Source organism: Caballeronia glathei, assembly GCF_000698595.1.
Taxonomy (GTDB): Bacteria; Pseudomonadota; Gammaproteobacteria; order Burkholderiales; family Burkholderiaceae; genus Caballeronia; species Caballeronia glathei.
In genome coordinates this window covers 114766-139830 of the sequence record NZ_JFHC01000002.1, presented here as the reverse complement: position 1 = coordinate 139830, position 25065 = coordinate 114766, and the positions used below count along the sequence as shown (strand labels likewise).

General features: G+C 65.7%; 23 protein-coding genes and 1 tRNA gene. 10 read left to right on the top strand and 14 right to left on the bottom strand.

Features of this window, described 5'->3' with window-relative positions; genetic code table 11:
• Nucleotides 1-44: 44 nt before the first annotated feature.
• A complete protein-coding gene (locus BG61_RS02440) occupies nucleotides 45-1349 on the top strand; it encodes an MFS transporter (protein ID WP_035926249.1) in 1305 nt (434 codons plus the stop codon).
• Between the two features lie 100 nt (nucleotides 1350-1449).
• Here BG61_RS02440 and BG61_RS02435 read toward each other — a convergent pair whose 3' ends face one another.
• Entirely contained in the window at nucleotides 1450-2583 is a 1134-nt protein-coding gene (locus BG61_RS02435; protein ID WP_035926253.1) for an OpgC domain-containing protein, read from the bottom strand.
• 600 nt (nucleotides 2584-3183) lie between these two features.
• Between BG61_RS02435 and BG61_RS02430 the strand changes: the two genes are divergently transcribed.
• Nucleotides 3184-4569, top strand: coding sequence for a chloride channel protein (locus BG61_RS02430; protein ID WP_035926256.1), 1386 nt, complete (start codon nucleotides 3184-3186; stop codon nucleotides 4567-4569).
• Between the two features lie 130 nt (nucleotides 4570-4699).
• Here BG61_RS02430 and BG61_RS02425 read toward each other — a convergent pair whose 3' ends face one another.
• The 6 genes from BG61_RS02425 to map all read right to left on the bottom strand — a co-directional run bounded on the left by BG61_RS02425 (nucleotide 4700) and on the right by map (nucleotide 8857).
• On the bottom strand, nucleotides 4700-5008 hold the full coding sequence (locus BG61_RS02425) for a YXWGXW repeat-containing protein (protein WP_035926259.1): 309 nt from the start codon (nucleotides 5006-5008) through the stop codon (nucleotides 4700-4702).
• Between the two features lie 246 nt (nucleotides 5009-5254).
• Complete coding sequence (gene minE, locus BG61_RS02420) at nucleotides 5255-5509, bottom strand: cell division topological specificity factor MinE (RefSeq protein WP_035926261.1); 255 nt, start codon at nucleotides 5507-5509, stop codon at nucleotides 5255-5257.
• Between the two features lie 9 nt (nucleotides 5510-5518).
• Nucleotides 5519-6334, bottom strand: coding sequence for a septum site-determining protein MinD (minD, locus tag BG61_RS02415; protein ID WP_035926264.1), 816 nt, complete (start codon nucleotides 6332-6334; stop codon nucleotides 5519-5521).
• Between the two features lie 80 nt (nucleotides 6335-6414).
• Entirely contained in the window at nucleotides 6415-7191 is a 777-nt protein-coding gene (gene minC / locus BG61_RS02410) for a septum site-determining protein MinC (RefSeq protein WP_035926269.1), read from the bottom strand.
• A gap of 161 nt (nucleotides 7192-7352) precedes the next feature.
• Nucleotides 7353-7892 carry a GNAT family N-acetyltransferase gene (locus BG61_RS02405; protein WP_035926271.1) on the bottom strand — a complete coding sequence of 180 codons (540 nt, stop codon included), beginning with the start codon at nucleotides 7890-7892 and terminating at the stop codon, nucleotides 7353-7355.
• A gap of 182 nt (nucleotides 7893-8074) precedes the next feature.
• Entirely contained in the window at nucleotides 8075-8857 is a 783-nt protein-coding gene (gene map / locus BG61_RS02400) for a type I methionyl aminopeptidase (RefSeq protein ID WP_035926274.1), read from the bottom strand.
• Nucleotides 8858-9070: 213 nt separating this feature from the next.
• Here map and BG61_RS02395 point away from each other — a divergent pair, with 213 nt between their 5' ends.
• Entirely contained in the window at nucleotides 9071-9427 is a 357-nt protein-coding gene (locus tag BG61_RS02395) for a hypothetical protein (protein ID WP_051672217.1), read from the top strand.
• Between the two features lie 153 nt (nucleotides 9428-9580).
• Here BG61_RS02395 and BG61_RS02390 read toward each other — a convergent pair.
• The 3 genes from BG61_RS02390 to BG61_RS02380 form a co-directional block, all read right to left on the bottom strand.
• Nucleotides 9581-9671, bottom strand: a tRNA-Ser gene (locus tag BG61_RS02390).
• A gap of 127 nt (nucleotides 9672-9798) precedes the next feature.
• Nucleotides 9799-11097, bottom strand: coding sequence for a serine--tRNA ligase (gene serS, locus BG61_RS02385; RefSeq protein WP_035926277.1), 1299 nt, complete (start codon nucleotides 11095-11097; stop codon nucleotides 9799-9801).
• A gap of 73 nt (nucleotides 11098-11170) precedes the next feature.
• On the bottom strand, nucleotides 11171-12487 hold the full coding sequence (locus BG61_RS02380) for a replication-associated recombination protein A (RefSeq protein ID WP_035926279.1): 1317 nt from the start codon (nucleotides 12485-12487) through the stop codon (nucleotides 11171-11173).
• Between the two features lie 278 nt (nucleotides 12488-12765).
• Between BG61_RS02380 and cytX the strand changes: the two genes are divergently transcribed.
• The gene (gene cytX, locus BG61_RS02375; protein WP_035926282.1) at nucleotides 12766-14100 is read left to right on the top strand and encodes a putative hydroxymethylpyrimidine transporter CytX; all 1335 of its coding nucleotides are present in this window, start codon (nucleotides 12766-12768) and stop codon (nucleotides 14098-14100) included.
• 209 nt (nucleotides 14101-14309) lie between these two features.
• Here cytX and BG61_RS02370 read toward each other — a convergent pair whose 3' ends face one another.
• The gene (locus BG61_RS02370) at nucleotides 14310-15704 is read right to left on the bottom strand and encodes an MFS transporter (RefSeq protein ID WP_051672216.1); all 1395 of its coding nucleotides are present in this window, start codon (nucleotides 15702-15704) and stop codon (nucleotides 14310-14312) included.
• 38 nt (nucleotides 15705-15742) lie between these two features.
• Nucleotides 15743-16765 carry an agmatinase gene (gene speB, locus BG61_RS02365; RefSeq protein ID WP_051672215.1) on the bottom strand — a complete coding sequence of 341 codons (1023 nt, stop codon included), beginning with the start codon at nucleotides 16763-16765 and terminating at the stop codon, nucleotides 15743-15745.
• A 128-nt stretch (nucleotides 16766-16893) separates the two neighbouring features.
• Between speB and BG61_RS02360 the strand changes: the two genes are divergently transcribed.
• Entirely contained in the window at nucleotides 16894-17811 is a 918-nt protein-coding gene (locus BG61_RS02360) for a LysR family transcriptional regulator (RefSeq protein WP_035926286.1), read from the top strand.
• Here BG61_RS02360 and lolA read toward each other — a convergent pair whose 3' ends face one another.
• Nucleotides 17812-18486: an outer membrane lipoprotein chaperone LolA gene (gene lolA / locus BG61_RS02355; RefSeq protein ID WP_035926289.1), complete on the bottom strand. Its 675-nt coding sequence runs from the start codon at nucleotides 18484-18486 to the stop codon at nucleotides 17812-17814. It lies immediately after the preceding gene.
• Between the two features lie 27 nt (nucleotides 18487-18513).
• Nucleotides 18514-20829, bottom strand: a complete 2316-nt coding sequence (locus tag BG61_RS02350; protein WP_035926291.1) for a DNA translocase FtsK — start codon at nucleotides 20827-20829, stop codon at nucleotides 18514-18516.
• Nucleotides 20830-21196: 367 nt separating this feature from the next.
• On the opposite strand from BG61_RS02350, the gene trxB reads away from it, so the two are divergent.
• The 5 genes from trxB to BG61_RS02325 all read left to right on the top strand — a co-directional run bounded on the left by trxB (nucleotide 21197) and on the right by BG61_RS02325 (nucleotide 25008).
• Nucleotides 21197-22192 carry a thioredoxin-disulfide reductase gene (trxB, locus tag BG61_RS02345; protein ID WP_035926294.1) on the top strand — a complete coding sequence of 332 codons (996 nt, stop codon included), beginning with the start codon at nucleotides 21197-21199 and terminating at the stop codon, nucleotides 22190-22192.
• Nucleotides 22193-22454: 262 nt separating this feature from the next.
• A complete protein-coding gene (locus BG61_RS02340; protein WP_035926296.1) occupies nucleotides 22455-23267 on the top strand; it encodes a Smr/MutS family protein in 813 nt (270 codons plus the stop codon).
• Nucleotides 23257-23877, top strand: a complete 621-nt coding sequence (locus tag BG61_RS02335) for a trimeric intracellular cation channel family protein (RefSeq protein ID WP_035926299.1) — start codon at nucleotides 23257-23259, stop codon at nucleotides 23875-23877. The genes BG61_RS02340 and BG61_RS02335 overlap by 11 nt, the downstream gene beginning before the upstream one ends.
• Before the next feature lie 117 nt (nucleotides 23878-23994).
• On the top strand, nucleotides 23995-24648 hold the full coding sequence (locus BG61_RS02330) for a protein-L-isoaspartate O-methyltransferase family protein (protein ID WP_035926301.1): 654 nt from the start codon (nucleotides 23995-23997) through the stop codon (nucleotides 24646-24648).
• Between the two features lie 36 nt (nucleotides 24649-24684).
• Complete coding sequence (locus BG61_RS02325) at nucleotides 24685-25008, top strand: rhodanese-like domain-containing protein (protein WP_035926303.1); 324 nt, start codon at nucleotides 24685-24687, stop codon at nucleotides 25006-25008.
• The last annotated feature ends 57 nt before the right edge of the window (nucleotides 25009-25065 follow it).

Genomic DNA, 25065 nt, shown 5'->3' with positions numbered 1-25065 from the left:
CCTTTCGCGACCGCACATTCAGGCCAACGACAACCGGAGCTTCCATGTCCTCAGCATCGCTTTCCGCCACCGAGCCCGACGGCGGAAAAAACAGCAGTTCCCGCGTGATCTTCGCGAGCTTCATCGGCACGGCCATCGAGTTCTACGATTTCTACGTCTACGCGACCGCCGCGGCGCTCGTCATCGGCCCGGTATTCTTCCCGCACGACTCGCCCGCCGCGCAGGCGCTCTCCGCCTTCGTCACGTTCGGCATCGCGTTCGTCGCGCGGCCGATCGGCTCGTTCCTGTTCGGCCACTTCGGCGACCGCATCGGCCGCAAGTCGACGCTCGTCGCCTCGCTGCTCGTGATGGGCCTTTCGACGACGCTCATCGGCTTCGTCCCAGGCTACGATTCGATCGGCAGTCTCGCGCCCGTGCTGCTGTGCATCCTGCGCTTCGGGCAGGGCATCGGCCTCGGCGGCGAATGGGGCGGGGCGGCGCTGCTCGCGACCGAGTACGCGCCGCCGGGCAAGCGCGGCTGGTTCGGCATGTTCCCGCAACTCGGGCCGTCGATCGGCTTTCTGGCATCGAACGGCCTTTTCTTCGGCCTCGCAGTGTCGCTTTCCGACGAGCAGTTCCGCAGCTGGGGCTGGCGCGTGCCGTTCATCGTGAGCGCGGTGCTCGTCGCGCTCGGCCTCTATGTGCGGCTGAAGATCGCCGAGACGCCGGCGTTTCGCGCAGCGGTCGAGCGCGACGAGCGCGTGCGCGTGCCGATCGCAACCCTCTTCGGCCAGTACCTGATGCCGACGCTGCTCGGCGCGCTGGCGATGGTCGTCTGCTACACGCTTTTTTACATCTCGACGGTGTTCTCGCTGTCGTACGGCGTCTCGACGCTGCATTTCGCCCGCGAGAAGTTCCTCGGCCTGCTGTGCTTCGCCGTGATCTTCATGGCGATCGCGACGCCGATCTCCGCACGCGCGAGCGACCGTTTCGGGCGCAGGCCGGTGCTGATCGTCGGCTGCCTCGCGGCGATCCTCTCCGGCTTCGCGATGGAGTCGCTCCTCGGCAGCGGCAACACCTACGCGGTGGCGCTCTTCCTCACGCTCGAACTGTTCCTGATGGGCGTGACGTTCGCGCCGATGGGTGCGCTCCTGCCCGAACTCTTCCCCACCAGCGTGCGCTACACGGGCGCAGGCGTCGCGTATAACCTCGGCGGGATTCTGGGGGCGTCGGTCGCGCCGTACATCGCGCAGTTGCTCGCGAATCGCGGCGGGCTCGCGTGGGTGGGCGGCTATGTGTCGGTGGCGGCGGGCGTGAGCCTCGTCGCGGTGCTCTGCATGCGCGAAACGCGCGACGTCAAGCTGAGCTGATTCCTGGCGGTTCCTGGATTCGCTGCTTCGAGTCACTTCGCGGCGCGTGAGCATTCGGCTCACCCGCCGCGCCCGCATGGGTAAAAACCGCGGCGCGCCCTCACCGGTCGCGACGGTTCGCCGCGTGCGCGGGCACCGGCTCGCCCTTGACGGCCACCACGCGCTGCACGCGCTTCCGGTCGCGCCAGTAGCGCGCGAACCACAGCAGACTGCCGATGGCGAGCGCATCGGCGGACAGGCCCGCGAGCCACTGGTAATGCCCGGCGGGTATCACGCGCAAGGCGGAGTCGAGCACGACGGACACGCCCGTCCCCGCGATGAAGCACACGAGGCCCTGCTGGCCGATCGTCACGACACCCGGCAGGCTGCGCGCGAGCGAGCCGATCCAGCCGGCGTGCACGGCCCGCGCCACCACCCAGGCGATGACCACGAAGCTCACGATGCGCATCGTCGCCAGGTTCTGCTTCATGTAGCCGGGTGGCGGCTGCGTCTCGATGAAAAGCTTGGCGAACGCGAAGGTCAGCACCACGACGAGCGCCGCGCGCGTGAGCCAGCGGGCGCCCGCGCTCGCGTGAAACGCCGCGCTGACCGGCTGGGTGCGCGCGAGAATTCCCATCGTGAACATCAGTTGCCACGCGAACGGGTTGAACGACCAGCCCTGCGCATCAGCGGAAGGCAGCGCGTGCGAGAACGTCGACGCGAACAGCCAGATGCCGAGGCTGCCGAACAGCGCGACAACCGGCTTGCGTTCGGCGAGCGGCACGACGAACGGCACGGCCAGTGCGAAAAGCGCATACATCGGCAATACCGACGACAAATACGGCTGATGGCGCAGCACTGCGACTTCGAATATCAGATCGAGCGGCCGGCCGAGAAATACCGGCCATTCGCTGTATTCGAGCATGGGCGAATCGATGCGCAGCAGCATCAGCATTGCGCCGCCGAGCAGCATCAATGCCGCGGTGAATAAATACGCGCGATAAATCTCCCAGCTTCGCCTGAAAAAGCGTCGGCGCGCCGCACTCTCGCTGCGACGCGTTGCCAGCGACGTATACGCCGCCGCCGACGCATAACCGCCCAGAAACACGAATACTTCAGCAGAATCGCAAAACGCGAATTTATGCAGCGTGAAATTCGACAGCACGCTTCCCGATATGTGATCGACCGCAATCACAAGCAGCACGACTCCCCGAAAGAAATCGACTTCCAGTGAGCGTTGTGTAAGCGGGTTCATCGGTTGCGGCTCCGCACGGCGGTATCTCGGGCGGCGTCGGTTGCGGCGCCGAGTTCTTGGGGTTTGTACGAAGCCTCGGGGAAAAATTCCCCGATTCAAAGTTTATTTGAATCTATCGCAATTCAATGGCGGGAAAATGGCGCGGAAATGTCCTGCATGTCGAACTTGCGTCCGGACATGCACCGCATATACTTGATTTGATTCAGCAGTTGAAATGCGCGGGTCCGGTGAATGTTCTCTCATGCACGAAACGAAACATATTTCGCGTTGAAAGCTGCCGAATATCCGTTTACGCAACGGCATTGAAATCTCTAATGCCCGCGGTTTATAAGAATTAATGTCCGATTTACGATTCGGATTGCGCCTTATCCGGTCGATTCTTCTGAATCGAACCGAGTTTTCAGCGCTCTGGCGAGTAAAAGCGGCCGCGCACGGCGGCCGTCGTCATCGCTCCCGCCTCCCCGACGGGAGCGCTTTCCGGGCGCGCGGCCTCGAGCTACGTGCCTGTTCTTTTTGCACTTCATGCCGGTCACGCGCGGCCGGTGCACGGATCGAGAATCCGCTCGCTCGTATAATCGACGCTTTGCCGGCGGTCTCAGCATGATTCGCGCGCTACGCTCTCTTCCGCTCAACACCATCCGCCGCGCGCGCAGCCTCTGGCGCCGCTACGGCATCTTCTGGCTGGGCGCGATCGCAGTCGGGCTGGTCGCGGTGTTCTACGCGCACCTGATCGACTGGGGCTACGCGCTCTTTCGCACCGCTCTCGGCGAACACCCGTGGCTGCCGCTTCTTCTCACGCCGTCCGTCGCGGCGCTTTGCGTCTGGCTCACACGCACGTTTTTCCGCGGCTCGGAAGGCAGCGGCATCCCGCAGGTGATCGCCGTGCTGAACAGCCCGACGTCGGCGTCCGGCGCGCGGCTCCTCACGCTGCGAATTCTCGCGGGCAAGATCGCCGTGTCGTTTCTCGCGATTCTCGGCGGCTTCACGATCGGCCGCGAAGGCCCGACCGTGCAGGTCGGCGCCGCACTGATGTTCAACCTGCGCCGTCTGTATCCGCGCTCGAACGCGCTCATCGAGCGGCAACTCGTGCTCGCCGGGGCGGCGGCGGGGTTGTCGGCGGCGTTCAATACGCCGCTCGCCGGCATCGTGTTCGCCATCGAGGAACTGACCCGCAGCTTCGAAGTGCGCACGAGCGGCGTGCTGATCACGGGCATCATCTTCGCGGGGATCGTCGCACTCGGGCTGAACGGCAACTACACGTACTTCGGCACGATCCAGGCCGGTGCGACCTTCCCCGACCTGCTCGCGGTCGCCGTCGTGCTGACCGCGCTCGTCACGGGCATCGCGGGCGGTGTGTTCTGCTGGCTGCTGCTCAACACCGCGCGATGGATTCCCGCCCCGCTCAGAAAGCTCCACGCGACGCGGCCCGTCGCCTTCGCCGCGCTGTGCGGGCTCGTGATCGCGGTCGCCGGGATCGTGTCGGGCGGCACGACGTTCGGCAGCGGTTATGAGGAAGCGCGCGGGCTGCTCGAAGGCCACACGCAGCTTTCCGTGTTCTATCCGCTCCTGAAGCTGATTTCGATGATCGGCTCCTACCTGCCGGGCATTCCGGGCGGCATCTTCGCGCCGTCGCTGTCGATCGGCGCGGGCTTCGGCAACGTGCTGCACATGGTGCTCACCAACATGCAACTGCCGATGCTGATCGCGCTCGCGATGGTCGGCTATCTCGCGGCCGTCACGCAGTCGCCGATCACCGCGTTCGTGATCGTGATGGAAATGCTCAACGGCCACGCGCTCGTGATCGCGCTGATGGCGACCGCGCTGATCTCGAGCCGCGTCTCGCGCTTTTTCGCGCCGCCGCTCTATGAAGCGCTCTCCGAGCGCTACATGGCGCACGCGCCGCTGCCAGCGCCCGCGCCTGCGCCGGAAGTGCCGGCGCCCCTCGCCGACGCCGACGCCGACGCCGACGAGCCGGCGCACAAGTAGGCGCAGCTCAGTAGACGTACACCGTCGGCGCCCGGTAGTAGTAGGGATGCGCGGGCACGACGATGCAGCCACCGAGCATCGTCGAAAGCACGGCGATCAGCATGAGTTTCTTCATGACGTCCTCCGCGCGCTACGCCCAGTGTCCCGGCATCCAGCGCCATTGCCCGCCGTGCGCGGCCCAGTGCCCCGGCATCCAGCGATGCCCGATGCGCTCGGCCTGCCAGTGACCGGGCGCCCACGCGTAGCGGCCGTGTTCCCAGCGCCAGTGGCCGCCATCCCACACATAGCCCGCGCGCGCGGGCGGCACCGGCTCGTAGCGCACGGGCGGCGGCGCGCTCGGCGCGATGACCACGATCTGCGCCGACGCGCTCGCCACAGCCGTCGCGCCGGCGACGACGAGCGCAGCCTGGGCAAGCAAAAAACGAAGGGAAGTTTTCATGACCGACCTCTCTGGGATACGCCTTGGCGGCAATACGCATTCAATGCGCGAGACGTGCGATCGGCCGACATCCGGCGTATTACCCGGGGGTCGAATGTGCAACGGAATATTGATGAAAGAACAGACGAATGCGGCTTCACTTCCGCAAACGATAGCCTCGAAAGCAAAAAAGCCAGGATCGTCCGATCCCGGCTTTTCTGTTCGGCCGCGCGACGCGTTTTTACGCGCGTGCGGGCAGCGCGGCGTTCACGCCTGCGGAATTTCGATCTTCACTTCCAGCACTTCGAGATCGTCCTGTCGCTCGAGGCTCACGCGAATATCGTCGTTGGAAATTTTCACGTACTTGGAAATCACGGCAACGAGTTCCCGTTGCAACGCCGGCAGATAATCGGCGGCCGCTTTGCCGCCCGCGCGCTCGTGCGCAATGATCAACTGCAAGCGTTCCTTCGCAACCGAAGCGGACTTCTTTTTCTCGCCCAGCAAAAACGAAAGAATCGACATTGCGTCCCCTTACTTGGTGCCGAAAATGCGTTGCAGCAGACCTGGCTTCTGATAGTCGGTGAAACGCAGCGCTTTTTCCTCGCCAAGGAATCGCGACACGATGTCCTTGTAGGACTCGGCGACGTCAGTACCATCGAGGTGCACGGCAGGCAGCCCCTGGTTCGATGCATGCAGCACGGCTTCCGATTCGGGAACCACGCCGATCAGCTCGATCCGGAGGATTTCCTGAATGTCGTTGAGCGAGAGCATTTCGCCCTCGCTCACACGCTTCGGGTTGTAGCGCGTGATCAGCAGATGTTCCTTGACGGGCTCGCGGCCCTCGATCGCACGCTTCGTTTTCGACGACAGAATGCCGAGAATGCGATCCGAGTCACGCACCGACGACACTTCCGGATTCGTCACGATCAACGCTTCGTCGGCGAAGTGCATCGCGAGCAGCGCGCCCGATTCGATACCCGCCGGCGAATCGCACACGATGTATTCGAAGTCCATCGCGATCAGGTCGTTGATCACCTTCTCCACGCCCTCCATCGTGAGCGCGTCCTTGTCACGGGTTTGGGACGCCGGCAGGATGAAAAGGTTCTCGCACTTTTTGTCCTTGATGAGCGCCTGGTTCAGATTCGCTTCACCCTGGATCACGTTGATGAGGTCGTACACCACACGGCGTTCGCAGCCCATGATGAGGTCGAGATTGCGCAGACCGACGTCGAAGTCGATCACGGCCGTCTTGTGGCCGCGCAATGCGAGCGCCGAAGCGAAGCTCGCGCTGGTGGTCGTCTTGCCGACGCCGCCCTTTCCCGAAGTCACCACAATGATTTTTGCCATACAAGGTACCTTGTGTTCGTCAATTAAATCCCGCTGCCGTCCTGCCCCGAGTGCGCGCCGTCCGGTTCAGGCGCGCCGTCTCAGGTGAGCCGCAGCGGTTCGATCATCAGTTTCTCGTCGTCGTCGAGCCAGATCTGCACCGACTTGCCCAGCACGTCGGCCGGCAGCGGATTCTCGGTTGTCCGGTAGATCCCCGCGATGGAGATCAGTTCCGGCTCGAGACACGTGCAGAAGATCCGCGCGTCGTTGTTGCCGTGCACGCCCGCGAGCGCGCGTCCGCGCAACGGCGCATAGATATGAATGTTGCCCTCCGCGATCACTTCCGCGCCGTAGGACACGAGCCCCAGCACGACGAGATCGCCCTTCGCATACACCTGCTGCCCCGAGCGCAACGGCCGATCGATGATGGTCGTGGGCGAAAGCGCCGCGGGCGGCGGCGTCTTCGCGACGGCCGCTTCGATCACCGCGGCGGCCTCGGTGTTCGCGCTCGCTTCGCCCACTGACGGCTTGGGCGCGCCGCGCCTGTCGCGTGCTTCGAGAAGCGGCAGGCCGCCCGCCGACGCCCATTGCGCAGCCCACGCCTGCGCGGCCGTCGCGACGACGCCGATCGGCCGCATGCGCACGCTCGCGAGCAGTTGCGCGATCTCGTCGAGCGCGACGCTTTCGGTCGCCGATGTCTCGGCAAGCCGGCGCACGTCGATCGCGACGACATCGTTGGCGAAGAATTCGGGAGTCGCTTCGAAGCGCCGCGTGAGTTCGGAGCGCAGCGCGTCAAGGTCGGTAGTCTTGACGACGAATAAAAGCGTGTCGACGGAGCCGCTGCGCAGTTCGAAAAAGGGCGTTTTGTTGAGCGACATAGGAACAGCCAAAATTTTTGCGTATTTTACAGGCGCAAGCGCACTCAGCCATATTTTTTAAGACTGGGTGGCCAACGAGCGGATCTGCGGAATGCGGATACGGGGAATGCGCAAGGCCGGCAGAACCGGTGCGGAAATAAGCGGAGGATTTCGCGAATGCCTCACGCCGCGCCCGGCGCGCGACGCTCCTCGATCTGCACGTGATGCACGAGCAGCGTTTCCCATTCTTCGGCATGGGCGGGCATCGAGCGGCGATCGCCGGTCGGCCCGAATCCGAGGCGCTCGTAGAAGCGCATCGCGGTGCGGTTCTCGTCGGCAATCCAGGCATAGACCTCGGCGGCACCCTGTTGCGCGAGCCAGTGCGAGGCCGCGTTGACGAGGAGCTCGCCGCCGCGCAGATGCCGCACGGCCGGCGCGACCCAGAGCGCATGCACGAACGCGCGGCCGCGCCCGGATTCGTCGATGAACGCGCCGACGAGCCCGGCCGGATGGCCTTCGGTGTACAGCAGGAACGTGGCGGCAGCGGGCGAGCTCGCCTGGCGTGCCGCCATTTCATCGAAACTCGCTGCGTCGACGAGAAGCGCGTCTTCGAGCGTCTCGCCGAAGGCGTACGGCGCCTCCCGCAGCGAGGCCGTACGAAGCTCGCGCAACACTGCTCCTTGATGCGCGGCGATGCGGCGGACAGTCAGTGAAGGAGTCATGCGGGCGATTATCTCTCTACCTATCTCGTAGCTTCAACCGAACGGGCGAACGAGTCAATTTTTTATTTGCGAACGGCGCCCCGGAACGCACATTCGTCGCCGATTGCGGCCCGGCGGCGCAGGATTGCCGCACACGCGAGCGCCGCGCGCCGAATGCAGCGTCCCGAACGTCGCGGCCGGACTTACGGCGCGCCGTACGCGCCGGTACCGTCGGGCCACGGCGTAAGCAGTTCGAAACCGTCCTCGGTGACGGCCACCATGTGCTCCCACTGCGCCGAAAGCGAGCGGTCCTTCGTTGTCACGGTCCAGCCGTCGCGCGATTGCTGGGTCGCGGGGCGGCCCGCGTTGACCATCGGCTCGATCGTGAAGACGAGCCCGGGCTTCAGGCGCAGTCCCGCGCCGCGCTGGCCGTAGTGCAGCACCTGCGGGTCTTCGTGATACACGCGGCCGATGCCGTGCCCGCAGTATTCGCGCACGACCGAGAAGCCTTCGCGATGCGCGACCGACTGGATCGCGAAGCCGATGTCGCCGAGCGTCGCACCCGGGCGCACTTCGCGAATGCCCGCGACCATCGCTTCGTAGGTCGTGTCGCAGAGGCGCTTTGCTTCGGCGCCCGGCTTGCCCGCGTAGTACATGCGGCTCGTGTCGCCGAAGTAGCCGTCCTTGATGATCGCGACGTCGATGTTGATGATGTCGCCGTCCTTCAGTTCGCGCGGCCCCGGAATGCCGTGGCAGACGACGTGATTGACCGAGGTGCACACGGTCTTCGGAAATCCCATGTAGCCGACGTTCGCCGGAATGGCCTTCAGTTCGTCGACGATGAAGCGGTTGCAGATCGAGTCGAGTTCGTCGGTGGTGACGCCCGGGCGGACATGCTCGCCGATCATCGCCAGGACCTCGGCGGCCATGCGGCCGGAGATGCGCAGTTTTTCGATGTCGGCGGGTGTCTTGAGAGTGATGGCCATTGAGTCGAGCGGATGAGGTCGTGTCGCTGGTGTGCGATGGTCGCGCGATGGATGCGGATTGCCGGGGATGATAGCATCGCCCGCCCGGCGCTCAGGACCGCGCGCGGGCGCGGCGCCGCACCGCCGATTTGTATCGGGCCGCAACCGGCCTTGTCAGGCGCGGACGTTTACGGTCTATTCACGCTGTCAATTTTTTTAACGCGCTGGAGTCTCATGTCCTTGCATCCTCTCTCCACGTTCGCCACGCTCACCGCACTCGCTGCCACGATCGCGCTCGCCGCCTGCAGCTCGACGAGCGGGCCGGAACTGCGTGCGTCGAAGCCCGTCATCCACGTGTCGTCGGCGCGAACGGCGTCAGACGTCTCCAGTTGCCTCGAGCGCATGCTGCCGTCCGTGGAGACGACGCGCGCGAACGGGTCGACAGAGCTTGTCGTCGGGCCCAACGCATGGCTCGTGACGCTGACGCCCTCGGGATACGGCTCGATCGTGAAGGTGCAGAAGTCGGAAGGGGAATACAGCGGGTTGCCGGAGCCGGAATTGCGCTTCGATATCGCGCGGTGCACGACGTGATCGGGATTTGAAGGCTTTCCGGAATGAGCGAGGCGCGGATGATACCGCTCGGTGTGGCGCCGCGCCGCTGGTAAAAAATAGCCTGTCGGCCCCTGACGACGGCGCGAAAAGCAAAACCCCGCAGATCTTGCGATCTGCGGGGTTTTTATGTCCTGGCGGAAAGGGTGGGATTCGAACCCACGGTACAGCAAAACTGTACACTGGATTTCGAGTCCAGCGCATTCGACCACTCTGCCACCTTTCCGTCTACCACGCGGCTTTTACTCTAGCTCCGCGGACCTTCGCCAAGCGGGTCGCTGCTTGGCGAAGAACGAAATTATAGCGAACCTGAAAAGGCTTTCCAAGCCCCTTTTTGCATCTTTCCGACAAATTCAGTCGGCCCTGGCGATTTCGATCCGCTCCGCGCCGCGCATGTACGGCCGCAACGCGATCGGAATGGTCACCGATCCATCCGCGTTCTGAAAATTCTCCAGCACCGCGACGAGCGTGCGCCCCACCGCCAGCCCCGAGCCGTTCAGCGTATGCACGAATTCAGGCTTGCCCTGCGCGTTGCGAAAACGCGCCTGCATCCGCCGCGCCTGGAATGCCTCGGTGTTCGAACAGCTCGAGATCTCGCGATACGTGTTCTGCGCCGGCAGCCACACTTCGAGATCGAACGTCTTCGACGCCGAAAAGCCCATGTCGCCGGTGCAAAGCGTGATCACGCGATACGGCAGCTCGAGCTTCTGCAGGATCGCCTCGGCATGGCGAACCATCTCGTCGAGCGTCTCGTACGACTTTTCCGGCGCGACGATCTGCACCATCTCGACCTTGTCGAACTGATGCTGGCGGATCAGGCCGCGCGTGTCGCGCCCGTAGGAGCCCGCCTCCGAGCGAAAGCACGGCGAATGCGCGGTGAGCTTCACCGGCAGCGCGTTCGCATCGAGGATGCTGTCGCGCACCGTGTTCGTGAGCGAAATCTCGGAGGTCGAGATCAGGTATTGCGTGACCGTGTGCTCGTCGCCGCCCTTTTCGACGCGGAACATGTCGTCGGCGAATTTCGGCAGCTGGCCGGTGCCGTACAGAATCTCCGGATTCACGATGTACGGCGTGTAGGTCTCGGCGTAGCCGTGCTGCTCGGTGTGGGTGTCGATCATGAACTGCGCGAGCGCGCGGTGCAGCCGCGCGATCTGTCCGCGCAGCAGCGTGAAGCGCGCGCCCGAGAGCTTCGCGCCCGTCTCGAAATCGAGGCCGAGCGGCGCGCCGACATCGACGTGATCCTTCACCTCGAAGTCGAACGTGCGCGGCGTGCCCCAGCGGCGCACTTCCACGTTCTGCGTTTCGTCGTCGCCCAAGGGCACGCTTTCGTGCGGCAGGTTCGGCACGCCGAGCATCATGTCCTGCAGCCGCTTCTGGATCTCTTCGAGCTGCGCCGCCGACGCCTTCATCGTGTCGCCGATGCCGCCCACCTCCGCCATCACGGCCGACGTGTCCTCGCCGCGTCCCTTCATCGCGCCGATCTGCTTCGACAGGCTGTTGCGGCGCGCCTGGAGTTCTTCGGTGCGGGTCTGGATCTCGCGGCGCTCGGCTTCGAGCGACGAAAACGCGGCGACATCGAGGGTGTAGCCGCGATCGGCGAGGCGCTTCGCGACGCCGTCCAGGTCTTTGCGCAGGAGTTGGATGTCGAGCATGGCGGGGGCTTGCTTTTTGAGTAATCGGAATTCGCGATTTTAGCGCACGGGCGCGCCGCGCCCGGGTTTCTTGTTACCGTTTCTTGTCATCCTTGTGCTCGCGCCGCCACTGCGCGTCGAGCTCCGCGAGGCGCGCCATCTTCTCGCCGATCTTGCCCTCCAGCCCGCGCGGCGTCGGCTCGTACCAGTGCGGCTCGCGCATGCCGTCCGGCAGATAGGTCTCGCCCGCCGCGTACGCATCGGGCTCGTCGTGCGCGTAGCGGTATTCGTGCCCGTATCCCAGCTCCTTCATCAGCTTGGTCGGCGCGTTGCGCAGATGCACCGGCACGCCGCGCGACTGGTCCTTGCTCACAAAGCGCCGCGCCTCGTTGTACGCCACGTAGCCCGCGTTGGACTTCGGCGCGACGGCGAGATAGATCAGCGCCTGCGCGAGCGCGAGTTCGCCTTCGGGCGTGCCGAGCCGCTCGTAGGTTTCGGCGGCATCGAGCGCGATGCGACCTGCGCGCGGATCGGCAAGGCCGATGTCCTCCCACGCCATGCGCACGATGCGCCGCGCGAGATAGCGCGGGTCCGCGCCGCCGTCGAGCATGCGGCAGAACCAGTAGAGCGTCGCGTCCGGGTTGCTGCCGCGCACTGACTTGTGCAGCGCGCTGATCTGGTCGTAGAACGCGTCGCCGCCCTTGTCGAAACGGCGCAGGTTCTCCGCGATCGCGCTGCCGAGCAGCGGCCCGTCGATCTGGGTCGCCTTCTTCTGGGCCGCCGCGCGCGCGACGATCTCCAGGTTGTTCAGCAGCTTGCGGCCGTCGCCGTCGGCGGAACCGACGAGCGCGTCGCGGGCTTCGTCGGTGAAGGTCAGCCCGCCGAGCTCGGCCTGAGCGCGATCGAGCAGCTCCTTCAGCTCGTCGGCGTCGAGGCTCCTGAGCACGTAGACCGCCGCGCGCGACAGCAGCGCGCTGTTCACCTCGAACGACGGATTCTCGGTTGTCGCCCCGACGAACACGAACAGTCCCGACTCGACGTGCGGCAAGAACGCATCCTGCTGGCTCTTGTTGAAGCGATGCACCTCGTCGACGAACACGAGCGTCTGGTGACCGTTCGCCCGGTGGATCTGCGCCGTCTCGACGGCCTCGCGAATGTCCTTCACGCCCGAAAGCACGGCCGAAAGCGAGATGAACTGCGCGTCGAAGGCGTCGGCCATCAGGCGCGCGAGCGTCGTCTTGCCGACGCCGGGCGGCCCCCAGAGGATCATCGAATGCGCCTCGCCGGATTCGAACGCGACGCGCAGCGGCTTGCCCGTCCCGAGCAGGTGCTTCTGGCCGATCACGTCGTCGATGGTGCGGGGGCGCAGGCGCTCCGCGAGCGGAACGGTGCCACGGTTTTCTTCGAACATGTGTTTTGAATGACGCAAGTTGGGCAAACGCGGCGATAATCTTTCGCTTTTCGAGACAGTCGCGCGCGAAGTGTCGCGACAAGACGTGAAACGGCGCGAACAGGTTTCGGCGCCCGCGAATCGAATCGGCCGGTGAAACGAGCCATTATGACAGCCGCGGACCGGGCGCGAAGCGGACGGACGGACGGACGGACGGCCGTGCCGTTCGCCGCAAGCATGCGATGCGGCCAATCACGCAGCCAATCAACGCGGCTGACAAAGACAGGGACAAAACTCCGATGGGACAAGAGAGCAAACAAGAGAGCACACAATTCGACGAAGCCGCCGTTTCCGCCTACGCCCCGCTCGTGCCCGTACCGCCCGAGCGCCGCGCGTTCGCCGCGTCCGACGCCTTCGCACTGTGGTTCTCGCTCGGCATCGGCCTGCTGGTGGCGCAGGCGGGCGCGCTGCTCGTGCCGGGCCTGTCGCTGCCGCACGCGCTCTTCGCGATCGCGATCGGCACGGCGATCGGCGTCGCGCTGCTCGCGCTCGCGGGCGTCGTCGGCACGGATACGGGGCTCGCGGCGATGTCGTCGCTGCGTCCGACGCTCGGCGTGCGCGGCGCGTCGGTGCCGGCGGTGCTCAACGCGATCCAGCTGGTCGGCTGGGGCTCGTTCGAGATCATCGTGATGCGCGATTCCGCCGACGCCCTCGCCACGCAGTCGTTCGGCCTTTCGATGCCGCTCATCTGGACACTCGTCTTCGGCGTGCTCGCGACGCTGCTCGCCGTAAGCGGGCCGCTGTCGTTCGTGCGGCGCTTCCTGCGCACGTGGGGCATCTGGCTGCTGCTCGGCGGCGCGGCGTGGCTCACGTGGAACCTGCTCGCGAAGCACGATCTCGCCGCGCTGATGCGCCGCCCGGGCACCGGTGACATGGCGTTCGGCGCGGCGGTCGATCTGGTGGTCGCGATGCCGCTGTCGTGGCTGCCGCTGATCGCCGACTACACGCGCTTTGGCCGCAGCGCGGGCGGCACGTTCCGCGGCACGCTCGCGGGTTATGGCATCGCGAACCTCTGGTTCTACGCGCTCGGCGCGGTCTACGGCCTCGTCGCGGGCGGCGGCGACGCGCTTCTGACGATCGCGTTCGCGCAGGCGGGCGGCGGCATCGCGCTCCTCCTGATCCTGATCGACGAAATCGACAACGCCTTCGCGGACATCCATTCGGCGGCGGTCTCGACGGGCACGTTCTGGGCCCGCGCAGGCGTGCCGATGCTCTCGGCGGCGTTCGGCGCGCTCTGCACGCTCGTCGCGCTCGTCGTCGAAATGGGCAAATATCAGAACTTTCTGCTGCTGATCGGCTCGGTGTTCGCGCCGCTCTTCGGCGTGGTGCTGGCGGATCATTTCATCGTGAGGAAGCGCCGCATCGAGATCGAGGCGCTCGCCGATCCGGGCGGCCGCTACGTCTTTTCGGGCGGCTGGCATGTGAGCGCGTTCATCGCGTGGGCGGCGGGCATCGCGGCGTATCACGCGATCAACCAGTGGCTGCCGAATCTCGGCGCGACCCTGCCGGCGCTCGCCGTAGGCGCGGTGGTGTATCTCGCGCTGCTGTCGGCGCAGCGGCGGGCGTACGCGTGATGCGCACGGCCGCTTGAGTGCATGAGTGCATGAGTGCATGAGTGCATGAGTACCGGAATACGCTTCAGGCGAGCCGGGAACGCATTTAAAGTAAAGAAAAGGCCGTTGCGCAGTGATGCGCACGGCCTTTTTTATCGCATGCGGCCCGGATCGGGCTTCAGCGCCTCATCGATGCCGTGCCTGAACGGACGGCACCGCGACGCCCTCGGTCATTGCGCCGCCGGGCCGAACGTCGCGCCGTTCGCGAGCCGGCTGCCGGAGTTGTCTTCGGCGTCGGCGTCGCGCGACGCCTCGCGCCGCGCAAGCCAGCGCACGCAGATCAGCGAAAGCAGCGCGAACGACGAATAGAACAGCGCCATCGCCACCCAGCCCGGTGCGAAACGCTCCGCGAGCAGGGTCGCGAAAAGCGGCGTCAGGCCGCCCGCCAGCGCGCCGCAAACCTGGTACGCGAGCGAAATCGCCGTGTAGCGGATGCGCGCCGCGAAGAGGCCCGTGACGAAACCGGCGATCACCGCGTAATACCCCGATTCGGCGACGGTCGCGAGCCCGACGCCGAGCGTGACCGACCCCATCGTGCCCATGCGCACGAGCGGCAGCATGATGAACGGCACGACGATCGCCCAGACGGCGGCCATCGTCAGCACGCGCGCGGTGCCGAAACGCTGCGCGACGAACGCCGCGCCCAGCTGCACGAAGAACTGCAGGACGGCGACGAAGAACATGCTGTCGAGCACCATCGAGCGGTCGAGCGACAGGTATTGCGTCGCGTACGTGATCATGAAGATGTTGCTGAAGTACACGCCCGCGATGCCGTACACGTTCGCCCCGATCGCGGCGAGCAAAAGCCGCCATTCCTTGAGCGTTTCGCGCAGGGGGTTCGCGGCGATCTGATCGTCCTTCTTCATCGCTTCGAATTCCGGCGATTCGTTGACGCTCGCGCGAATCAGGAAGCCGACCGCGAGCAGCACGATGCTCGCGAGAAACGGCACGCGCCAGCCCCACGACATGAAGTCGGCGTTGGGCAGCTTGCTTGCGATGCCGAACGCGAGGATCGACAGGATCAGCCCGCTCGCGCTGCCCAATTGCGCGAACGACGCGAAGAAGGTGCGCTTCCCCGCTGGCGCGTGCTCGCCCGCGAGCAATACCGCGCCGCCCCACTCGCCGCCCACCGCGATGCCTTGCAGAAGACGCAGCACGACGAGCAGGGCGGGCGCGATCGCGCCCGCCTGGGCGTAGGTCGGCAGGCAGCCGATCGCGACCGTCGAGACGGCCATCAGCGTGAGCGTGAGCATCAGCGAGCGCTTGCGCCCGAGCCGGTCGCCGATGTGCCCGAACAGCAGGCCGCCGAGCGGCCGCGCGAAGAACCCGATCGCGAACGTGCCGAACGACGCGAGCAGCGTGAGGAGCCGGTTTTCGCCGGGAAAGAACAGCGGGCCGAACACGATCGCGGCGGCGGTCGCGTAGCTGTAGAAGTCGTACCACTCGATCGTCGTGCCGACGAACGACGCCAGCGCGGCACGCTTCGGTTGCGCTCCCCGGGCCGCTTCGCCCTGGGTCTCGTCCTGATGAGATTGGGCGCGCGCGGCGCCCTTGACTGCTGTCATGTACAAGTGTCTCCAGTGTTGCTTTTTGTTGCGTCTGCCTACTTAGCCGCGCGGTATTCCACGCCCGGCAGCACGCAGAGCAGTTCGAACGCGAGGTTCGCGCCGAGCAGCGCCGTCGTACCGAACGGGTCGTAGGGCGGCGCGACCTCCACCAGATCCGCGCCGACGATGTTCAGCCCGCGCGCCCCGCGAATGATTTCCAGCGCCTGCGGCACGGTGAGCCCGGCGATCTCGGGCGTTCCGGTGCCGGGCGCGAACGCCGGGTCGATGCCGTCGATGTCGAACGTGAAATACACCGGGCCGTCGCCCATCTGCGCGCGCACTTCTTCCATCAAGGGAGCGAGCGACTTGTTCCAGCACTCCTCCGTCTGCACGACACGAAAGCCCTGCTCGCGGCACCAGTCGAAGTCGCCGGCTTCATAGCCCGTGCCGCGCAGCCCGATCTGCACGACACGCTTGCAATCGAGCAGGCCCTCTTCCACCGCGCGCCTGAACGGCGTGCCATGGGCGATCTTCTCGCCGAACATGGTGTCGTTCACGTCGGCGTGGGCGTCGATGTGGATCAGCCCGACCTTGCCGTGTTTCTTCGCGATCGCGCGCAGGATCGGCAGCGCGATGGTGTGGTCGCCGCCGATCGTGAGCGGCTTGCAGCCGTGCGCGAGGATCTCGTCGTAGGCGCGCTCGATCCGGCCGATCGAATCGAGCAGGTTGTACGGATTGATCGCCACATCGCCGATGTCGGCGACACGCAGCGAATCGAACGGCGCGGCGCGCGTCGCCATGTTGTACGGGCGCAGCAGCACCGATTCGCTGCGCACCTGGCGCGGGCCGAAGCGCGCGCCGGTGCGGTTCGACGTGCCCAGATCGAACGGCACGCCGACGAAACACGCGTCGAGCCCAGCCGCTGACTGCACGTGCGGCAGGCGCATCATCGTCGTGATGCCGCCGCAGCGCGGCATCTGGTTGCCGGAAAGCGGCTGCGGGCGCTCGCCGCGATGATCCGGCGCGGTGAAATGCGAATCGAAGTGCTCGGCGGGGGCAAAAAGTGACAAAGTATTCATGGCGTTCGATGAATTCCGGTTGGGCGTTGATCGGCTCACCCCGCATTAATAAGCGTTGCGCGGTGAAGTTAAAATGGCGCCAAAATTAACTTCACATCGATCCACATCGATGTATTGGACGCACCATCATGTTCACGCATCTCTCCGACTTGGATCTGCGCCTCATCCGCGTGTTTCTCGCAATCGTCGACGCGGGCGGAATTTCGTCCGCGCAGGCGACGCTCAACGTCGGCCAGTCCACCATCAGCACGCAGCTCGCGACGCTCGAAACGCGCCTCGGCTACCGCCTGTGCGAGCGCGGCCGGAGCGGCTTCGCGCTGACGGCGCGCGGCGAGCAGTTCGTCGAGGCATGCCGCACGCTGCTCGCCGCCATCGACACCTTCGGCATGGCCGCGCGCAACGTCGGCAAGAAACTGGTGGGCACGCTCACGCTCGGGATGATCGGCCATACGCCCGTCTCCGCGAGCGCGCGCATCAGCGAGGCGATCGCGCGGTTTCGCGAGCGCGACGAATCAGTGCGGTTTTCAGTGCTGGTGCGCTCGCCGGGCGAGCTGGAGGAACTGCTGCTTGCGGGCAGGATTCAGGTGGCGATCGGCTATTTCTGGCATCGGGTGCCGTCGCTGGAATACACGCAGATCTACGCCGAGGACCAGTTCGCGTACTGCTCGCGGCGGCATCCGCTCTTCGACACCGCGGGCGACATCGACCCCGACGCGGCCGCCGACTACGAATGGGCATGGCGCAGCTACCCGCTGCCGGAAGCAGAGGCGATGGCGCCGCGCAACATCAGCGCGGTCGCGGACAACATGGAGGCCGTCGCGATGCTCGTGCTGTCGGGCCACCATCTCGGCTATCTGCCCGAACACTTCGCCGCGCCGTATGTACAGGAGGGGATGCTGGCGCCGCTGAATGCGGCGAAGATGCGCTACCGCGTCGCTTTCCAGATGGTGACGCGCGCTCGGCAGTTGAGGAACGAGATCGTGGAGGCGTTTGTCGAGGACATGAACGCCGCCCACGCGGAGGGTGCCGGGCCGAAGCCCGCCTGATCACCCGTTGATGACGTCAGTGCCCTTCGGCACGCTGAACTTGAACTGGTCGCTCTTGAGCGGCGGGTTCTTCTGGATGTTCGAAAAGGTGAGGAGCGTGACGTTGCCGAAGACGTCGTGCAGCTCCATCGCCTCCAGATTGCCGTTCTTGAAGCCGATGCCGACCGTCTGGAACTGGGTGTCCTTCGCCTTGGGCGTGAGCTCCAGCCAGTCGATGCCGCCCTTCACGCCCGCATCGCGCAGCGTGAAGTTCTGCTCCAGGTCGTTGCTGCCGAAGAGAATCGCCGCCGGGCTCGCGCCGAGTGCGCCGCCGAGCGTGCGCACGGTGACCTGATTCAGGTCCTTGTCATAGACATAGAGCTTGTCGCCGTCCGCCTGGAGCACTTGCGCGTACGGCTTCTCATACGACCAGATGAACTTGCCCGGCCGCGCGAACACGAACGTGCCGCTCGACGTGCCGCCGCTCCTCGGCGCGGCGGCCGCGCTCTGGCTCGCGCCGCCCGCCTTGCCCGGCGACTTCACTTCCTGCTGCACGAACGTGCCGCGCGCCGCGTGCACCTGCGCAATGAAGGCCTTCAACTGCTCGGTACCGCCCGCGAACGCCTGCGACGCGATCAGCATGGACACGCCCGTCAGCGCGGCTGCCAGCGTGCGGCCAATCCACTTCTGCTGCATATATCTGTTCTCCAAGGATGAACGCGCCTATTCGGCGTCGCGCGCGGGCGTGATGATCTCGCGATTGCCGTTCGACGACATCGCCGACACCAGCCCCGAGTTTTCCATCTGCTCGAGCAGGCGCGCGGCGCGGTTGTAGCCGATGCGCAAATGCCGCTGAACGAGCGAAATCGATGCGCGCCGGTTCTTGATCACGACTTCCACCGCCTGATCGTAAAGGGGGTCGGACTCGCCATCAGCACCGCCGGTTCCCGCGGCGCCGGCCGATCCTTCGTCGCCGTCGCCCGCGAGGCCGCCTTCCAGAATGCCTTCGATGTAGTTCGGCTCGCCCTGCTCCTTCAGCTTCTGCACCACGCGATGCACTTCCTCGTCCGACACGAACGCGCCGTGCACGCGCACCGGCAGGCCGGAGCCAGGCGGCAGATAGAGCATGTCGCCCATGCCGAGCAGCGACTCGGCGCCCTGCTGGTCGAGAATCGTGCGCGAGTCGATCTTCGACGACACCTGGAACGCCATGCGCGTCGGGACGTTCGCCTTGATGAGGCCAGTGATCACGTCCACCGACGGCCGCTGCGTCGCGAGAATCAGGTGGATGCCCGCCGCGCGCGCCTTTTGCGCGATCCGCGCGATCAGTTCTTCCACCTTCTTGCCGACCACCATCATCAGGTCGGCGAGTTCGTCGATCACGACGACGATATTCGGCAGCCGCGTGAGCGGTTCCGGCTCGTCCGGCGTGAGGCTGAACGGATTCGGGAGCTTTTCGTCGCGTTTCGCGGCTTCGTCGATCTTGTTGTTGAAGCCCGCGAGATTGCGCACGCCCAGCTTGCTCATCAGCTTGTAGCGGCGCTCCATTTCCGCGACCGCCCAGTTGAGCGCGTGGCCGGCCTGCCGCATGTCGGTGACGACCGGGCACAGCAGGTGGGGAATGCCTTCGTAGACGCTCATTTCGAGCATCTTCGGGTCGATCAGGATCATGCGCACCTGGTCGGCGCTCGCCTTGTAGAGCAGCGACAGGATCATCGCGTTGATGCCCACCGACTTGCCCGAGCCCGTCGTGCCGGCGACGAGCAGGTGCGGCATCTTCGCGAGGTCGGCGCACACGGGCTTGCCGCCGATGTCCTTGCCGAGGCCCATCGTGAGCGGCGAGGCGGCGTCGGCGTAGACCTCGGAGCCGAGGATCTCGGAGAGCTTGACCGTCTGGCGGCGCTGGTTCGGCAGTTCGAGCGCCATGTAGTTCTTGCCCGGAATCGTCTCGACGACGCGAATCGACACGAGCGAGAGCGAACGCGCGAGATCCTTCGCGAGCCCGACGATCTGGCTGCCCTTCACACCGGTGGCCGGCTCGATTTCATAGCGCGTGACGACCGGCCCCGGATACGCCGCGACCACGCTCACCTCGACGCCGAAATCCTTCAGCTTCTTTTCGATGAGGCGCGACGTGAATTCGAGCGTGTCGGCGGAAATCGTTTCCTTCACTTCCGGCGCGGCATCCAGCAGCGCGAGCGGCGGCAGCGTGGAGTCGCCCGGCAGGTCCTTGAAGAGCGGCACCTGCTTTTCGCGCTCCACGCGCTCGGACTTCGCGGGCGTCGCGACGGGCGGGACGATCATTACCGGCTCGTGGTCCTCGATCTTCACGCGCCCGCGCACGACCTTGCCTTCGCGCGTGGACGCCGCTTCCTCGCCGAGCCTGCGGTCGCGCCCCGCCTCGCGGCGCAGTTTCGCGCCGGTGATCGCCGCCATGATGCCGTCGCCGACCTTTTCGCAGACGGACAGCCACGAGAAGCGGAAATAGAGCGACAGGCCGATCGCGAGCGCGATCAGCAGGAAAAGCGTCGCGCCGGTGAAGCCGAACGCGTGCGACATGTGCTTCGCGATCGCCTCGCCGACCACGCCGCCCGGTGCGCGCGGCAACTGGACCTTGAGCGACCACATGCGCAGCGCCTCGATGCCGTCGCTTGCGAGCAGCACCAGCACGAAGGCGAAGGCTTCCGCGAGCCAGGTGCGGTCTTTCGCCTGTTCATCGGCGGGTGTCTCGGTTTGCGTGATCCGGCGATAGTTCGCGATGATGCGCCGCGCGAGCAGCACGATCAGCCAGTACGACGACAGCCCGAAGAGCAGGAGGAGGATGTCGGACGTCCATGCGCCGACGCGGCCCGCCCAGTTGCCGATGTGATCGACGGTCGCGGCGTGCGTCCAGCTCGGATCGCGCCGGGTGTAGCTCACGAGCGCCATCAGCAGGAAAAGTCCGAGCGCAACCTGGAGAATCCAGCGAATTTCGGTGAAAAGGCGCGACATGCGGTGCGGCAACGCCTGCGCGCTCGCAGAATAGGTAGCTTTTGCCATTGATCCGTGAGGCTTTTCACGGCCGCGCGATGAAACCGCGGGGCCGAATGTGTCGGTCGCCCATTGTAAACGCTGCATTGCGGTGAACGTGCAAAAACGGGCTTCCGCTTGCAGCCGGTTTCATCCTGTAACACGCTGAAAAGCCCGCGCGCGCTATCGGCGCCATTGAAAGGTTCAACTCGGTGAGCTTCCCGACGGGCCTTTATAATGGCGGCCAGACACCCAAATAGGGTTCATCGAAGGGGTTTTTGGCCCGCCGGCCGAAGCGCGACACGTCCGCCGCCCGCCACGGCCTGCCGCCCGCGCGGCGCCCGTCCGGCACCCACGCTGCACGCCCCCGATAACCATCAACAACGGAATTGCTCTCATGTCTTCGCCCAAACACGCCAAAGTGCTGATTCTCGGTTCCGGTCCCGCCGGCTATTCCGCCGCTGTCTACGCGGCGCGGGCCAACCTGTCGCCGCTCCTGATCACCGGGCTCGCGCAGGGCGGTCAGCTGATGACCACCACCGACGTCGAGAACTGGCCCGCCGACCCGGCCGGCGTCCAGGGTCCGGAATTGATGCAGCGCTTCCAGGAGCACGCCGAGCGCTTCAACACGGAAATCGTGTTCGACCACATCCACACGGCCAGGCTGAACGAGCGTCCGTTCCGCCTGATCGGGGACTCGGGCGAATACACCTGCGATTCGCTGATCATCGCGACGGGCGCGTCGGCGCAGTACCTCGGCGTGCCGTCGGAAGAGCTTTTCATGGGCAAGGGCGTGTCCGCCTGCGCGACCTGCGACGGCTTCTTCTACAAGAACGGCGAGGTCGCGGTGATCGGCGGCGGCAATACGGCTGTCGAGGAAGCGATCTACCTCGCGGGCATCGCGAAGAAGGTGACGGTCGTGCATCGCCGCGACAAGTTCCGCGCCGAGCCGATCCTGATCGACCGCCTGCTTGCGAAGGAAAAGGAAGGCATCGTCGACATCAAGTGGAACCACGTGCTCGACGAAGTGCAGGGCGACGCGTCCGGCGTGACGTCGCTGCGCATCAAGCACACGCAGACCGGTGAAACCACCGACTTGCCGCTGCAGGGCGTGTTCGTCGCGATCGGCCACAAGCCGAACACCGATCTCTTCGTGAACCAGCTCGAGATGAAGAACGGCTACATCATCACGAAGGGCGGCGCGAGCGGCGACGCGACGGCCACGAGCATCCCGGGCGTGTTCGCCGCGGGCGACGTGCAAGACCACATCTACCGCCAGGCGATCACGAGCGCGGGCACGGGCTGCATGGCCGCGCTGGATGCGCAGCGCTATCTCGAAAGCATCGACGAGACCCCGACGCCGCACTCGATGAGCCACGAGACGGACCGCTAAGGGACCGCTGCTGGACCGCTGAAACGTAGGCGGCGCGGCGAACCGGTAAGATGGTGTCTGCCGCGCCGCCCGCCAGCGGGCGCAGGCATTGTTCGAAGCGAAGCCGGCGCGGGTCGCATGTGCGACGCACGAAAAAGGGCCGCGGCTTTGCTCCGCCGGCCCTTTTTTCATGCTGCCGTGCCGGAACGTTTTTGCGATACGAACCTTCCCCGTTGGCAAACGCTTCACGAAAATAGCCGCTTTTCGACCCGCCAAGAGCGCGATGCCCAAGAACCTGCCCCATCCGAACGAACCGAGGCACCGGCGCGATCCCGCGCCGCGCGCCGCCGCGCCCGTTCAAAAGGCGCCGCCGACGCCGAAGGACGTGGAGGCATCCGTCCGGCGCGATGGCCTCGCGGGCCTTGCCACGCTGCGCGGCGCGCTGAAGGCCGACGCCGAAAAGCGCGAGATCGAGCGCGTGGCGGCGGTGCGCGCGAAGCGCGAAGCCGTCGACGACGCCGACGTCTTTCGCCGCTCGGTCGGCGAAATCGAGCCGCTGAAGACCCCGCCGCGCACGACGCTCACCCGCGTTCCGCCGCCCCCCGTGCCGCTGCAGACGCGCCGCGACGAGGAGGCGGTGCTTCAGGAAGCGCTCTCCGACGAATACGACCCCGAAAGCCTCCTCGACATCGACGAAACGCTCTCCTACTGCCGCACGGGCGTGAGCCAGGAAGTCGTACGCAAGCTGCGGCGCGGCGCGTGGATCGTGCAGGCGCAGCTCGACCTGCACGGCATGCGCCGCGAGGAGGCGCGCGAGGCGCTCGCCGAATTCATCCGCGAGTCGGTCAAGCGCGGGCTGCGGTGCCTGCGCGTGATCCACGGCAAGGGGCTCGGCTCGATCGGCAAGGAGCCGGTGCTCAAGGGCAAGGTTCGCGTGTGGCTCGTGCAAAAGGAGGAAGTGATCGCGTTCTGCCAGGCGCGTCCCCACGACGGCGGCGCGGGCGCCGTGCTCGTGCTGCTGCAGCCGGGCGGCACGCCGCGCCACCACGGGCATCCCCAGGACAGGGGCAACCGCAGGGACGGCAGTGCATCCTAGGCTCACGCTCGCCATCTCCGTGATGGAAGCGCTCGCGCTTTTTTCGTACGCCCTCTCCGGGCTCATCGAGGCGCGCAAGCGCCGGCTCGACGCCGTCGGCGCGTTTCTGGTCGCGCTCGCCACCGCATTCGGCGGCGGCACGATGCGCGACGTGCTGCTCTCGCGCCGCCCCTTCTATTGGGTCGAGCACCAGGACTACGTGATCGTCATTTTCGCGATGGCGATCTTCGCGCCGATGTTCCTCAAGATGACCACCCGGCTCGTGGACGAGCGCATGCTGCTCGTCGCCGATGCGATCGGGCTCGGCCTCTTCAGCATTTCCGGCACGTCGATCGCGCTCGACGCGCAGATGCCCGCCTTCACCGCCGTGATGATGGGCGTGGTGACGGGCGTGTTCGGCGGCGTGATGCGCGACGTGCTGTGCAACGAGATTCCGCTGATCCTGCGCGACTCGCGGCCCTACGCGGTGTGCGCGTTCGCGGGCTGCTGGATCTTCCTTGGGCTCCACTGGCTGCAGGTCGACTCGATCTACAACGTGCTCTTCTCGACCGGATTCATCCTCGTCGCGCGGCTCGTCACGTTCAAGCTCGACATCCGGCTGCCGCACTAGCCCCGGGCGCGCCGCACAAGGCCCGCGGCGCGCCGATTTGCTACAATCTCGGCGATTCCCCTACCCCGCGGACCGGAGTCTCGCCACCCAGCCGGTCGATCAACTCGCAGACTGAACATGAACATCGAGCAAGCGCGTTTCAACATGATCGAGCAACAGATTCGTCCCTGGGAAGTTCTGGACCAGGACGTGCTGAACCTGCTGTCGGTCGTCAAGCGAGAGAACTTCGTGCCCGCCGCGTATCGCAGTATCGCGTTCGCCGATCTCGAAATTCCGCTGCCGGGCGGCGAGCGCATGCTCCCGCCGAGAGTCGAGGCGCGCGTGCTGCAGGAGCTCGCGGTGTCGAAACAGGAAACCGTGCTCGAAATCGGCACCGGCTCGGGCTACATGGCGGCGCTGCTCGCCGCGCGCGGCCGCAGCGTGAAGACCGTCGAGATTTCGGCGGAACTCGCCGCGTTCGCCGAGCAGAATCTGGCGGCGAACGGCGTGTCGAACGTGCAGGTCGTGACGGGCGACGGCGCGCTCGGCTGGCCGGAGGGCGGGCCCTACGACGTGATCTGCGTATCGGGCGGCCTGCCGGTGATGCCGCAGGAATTCCTCGAGCAGCTGAAGATCGGCGGGCGGATCGCCGCGTTCGTCGGCGCGGCGCCGGTGATGAAGGCGCAGATCGTCACGCGCGTCGACGAAAAGCAGTTCCGCGTGTCGGATATCTTCGAAACGCTCGTCGCGCCGCTCAAGAACGCGGTGCATCCGCCGCGCTTCAAGTTCTGAGCCGCTCTCACCGAAACACGAACCAGACGTAACGTCATGCAAAACCTGTCCGCCTCCGATCTCGCCGCATGGCTCGCCGATTCATCGCGTCCCGCGCCCGTTCTTCTCGACGTGCGCGAGCCGTGGGAGCTGCAGACCGCGAAAATGGCGAACGTCGTGTCGATTCCGATGCGCGACATCCCCGCCCGCAGCGAGGAACTCGACGACGAAGCGCAGATCGTCTGCATCTGCCATCACGGTGCGCGCAGCGCGCAGGTCGGCATGTTCCTCGAATCGCGCGGTTTCACGCAGGTGTTCAACCTGTACGGCGGCATCGACGCATGGTCGCGTCAGGTCGATCCGGGCGTGCCCACGTACTGACGAACTGACCTTCGCGGTGACATCCGCAGGTCTTAAAAAGAAAGCCGCATGCGTTTC

What these genes read in the sequence shown, in the direction of transcription:
- BG61_RS02440 (WP_035926249.1), top strand. Translation starts at nt 45, where the DNA reads ATGTCCTCAGCATCGCTTTCCGCCACCGAGCCCGACGGCGGAAAAAAC.
- BG61_RS02435 (WP_035926253.1), bottom strand. Translation starts at nt 2,583, where the DNA reads ATGAACCCGCTTACACAACGCTCACTGGAAGTCGATTTCTTTCGGGGA.
- BG61_RS02430 (WP_035926256.1), top strand. Translation starts at nt 3,184, where the DNA reads ATGATTCGCGCGCTACGCTCTCTTCCGCTCAACACCATCCGCCGCGCG.
- BG61_RS02425 (WP_035926259.1), bottom strand. Translation starts at nt 5,008, where the DNA reads ATGAAAACTTCCCTTCGTTTTTTGCTTGCCCAGGCTGCGCTCGTCGTC.
- minE (WP_035926261.1), bottom strand. Translation starts at nt 5,509, where the DNA reads ATGTCGATTCTTTCGTTTTTGCTGGGCGAGAAAAAGAAGTCCGCTTCG.
- minD (WP_035926264.1), bottom strand. Translation starts at nt 6,334, where the DNA reads ATGGCAAAAATCATTGTGGTGACTTCGGGAAAGGGCGGCGTCGGCAAG.
- minC (WP_035926269.1), bottom strand. Translation starts at nt 7,191, where the DNA reads ATGTCGCTCAACAAAACGCCCTTTTTCGAACTGCGCAGCGGCTCCGTC.
- BG61_RS02405 (WP_035926271.1), bottom strand. Translation starts at nt 7,892, where the DNA reads ATGACTCCTTCACTGACTGTCCGCCGCATCGCCGCGCATCAAGGAGCA.
- map (WP_035926274.1), bottom strand. Translation starts at nt 8,857, where the DNA reads ATGGCCATCACTCTCAAGACACCCGCCGACATCGAAAAACTGCGCATC.
- BG61_RS02395 (WP_051672217.1), top strand. Translation starts at nt 9,071, where the DNA reads ATGTCCTTGCATCCTCTCTCCACGTTCGCCACGCTCACCGCACTCGCT.
- serS (WP_035926277.1), bottom strand. Translation starts at nt 11,097, where the DNA reads ATGCTCGACATCCAACTCCTGCGCAAAGACCTGGACGGCGTCGCGAAG.
- BG61_RS02380 (WP_035926279.1), bottom strand. Translation starts at nt 12,487, where the DNA reads ATGTTCGAAGAAAACCGTGGCACCGTTCCGCTCGCGGAGCGCCTGCGC.
- cytX (WP_035926282.1), top strand. Translation starts at nt 12,766, where the DNA reads ATGGGACAAGAGAGCAAACAAGAGAGCACACAATTCGACGAAGCCGCC.
- BG61_RS02370 (WP_051672216.1), bottom strand. Translation starts at nt 15,704, where the DNA reads ATGACAGCAGTCAAGGGCGCCGCGCGCGCCCAATCTCATCAGGACGAG.
- speB (WP_051672215.1), bottom strand. Translation starts at nt 16,765, where the DNA reads ATGAATACTTTGTCACTTTTTGCCCCCGCCGAGCACTTCGATTCGCAT.
- BG61_RS02360 (WP_035926286.1), top strand. Translation starts at nt 16,894, where the DNA reads ATGTTCACGCATCTCTCCGACTTGGATCTGCGCCTCATCCGCGTGTTT.
- lolA (WP_035926289.1), bottom strand. Translation starts at nt 18,486, where the DNA reads ATGCAGCAGAAGTGGATTGGCCGCACGCTGGCAGCCGCGCTGACGGGC.
- BG61_RS02350 (WP_035926291.1), bottom strand. Translation starts at nt 20,829, where the DNA reads ATGGCAAAAGCTACCTATTCTGCGAGCGCGCAGGCGTTGCCGCACCGC.
- trxB (WP_035926294.1), top strand. Translation starts at nt 21,197, where the DNA reads ATGTCTTCGCCCAAACACGCCAAAGTGCTGATTCTCGGTTCCGGTCCC.
- BG61_RS02340 (WP_035926296.1), top strand. Translation starts at nt 22,455, where the DNA reads ATGCCCAAGAACCTGCCCCATCCGAACGAACCGAGGCACCGGCGCGAT.
- BG61_RS02330 (WP_035926301.1), top strand. Translation starts at nt 23,995, where the DNA reads ATGAACATCGAGCAAGCGCGTTTCAACATGATCGAGCAACAGATTCGT.
- BG61_RS02325 (WP_035926303.1), top strand. Translation starts at nt 24,685, where the DNA reads ATGCAAAACCTGTCCGCCTCCGATCTCGCCGCATGGCTCGCCGATTCA.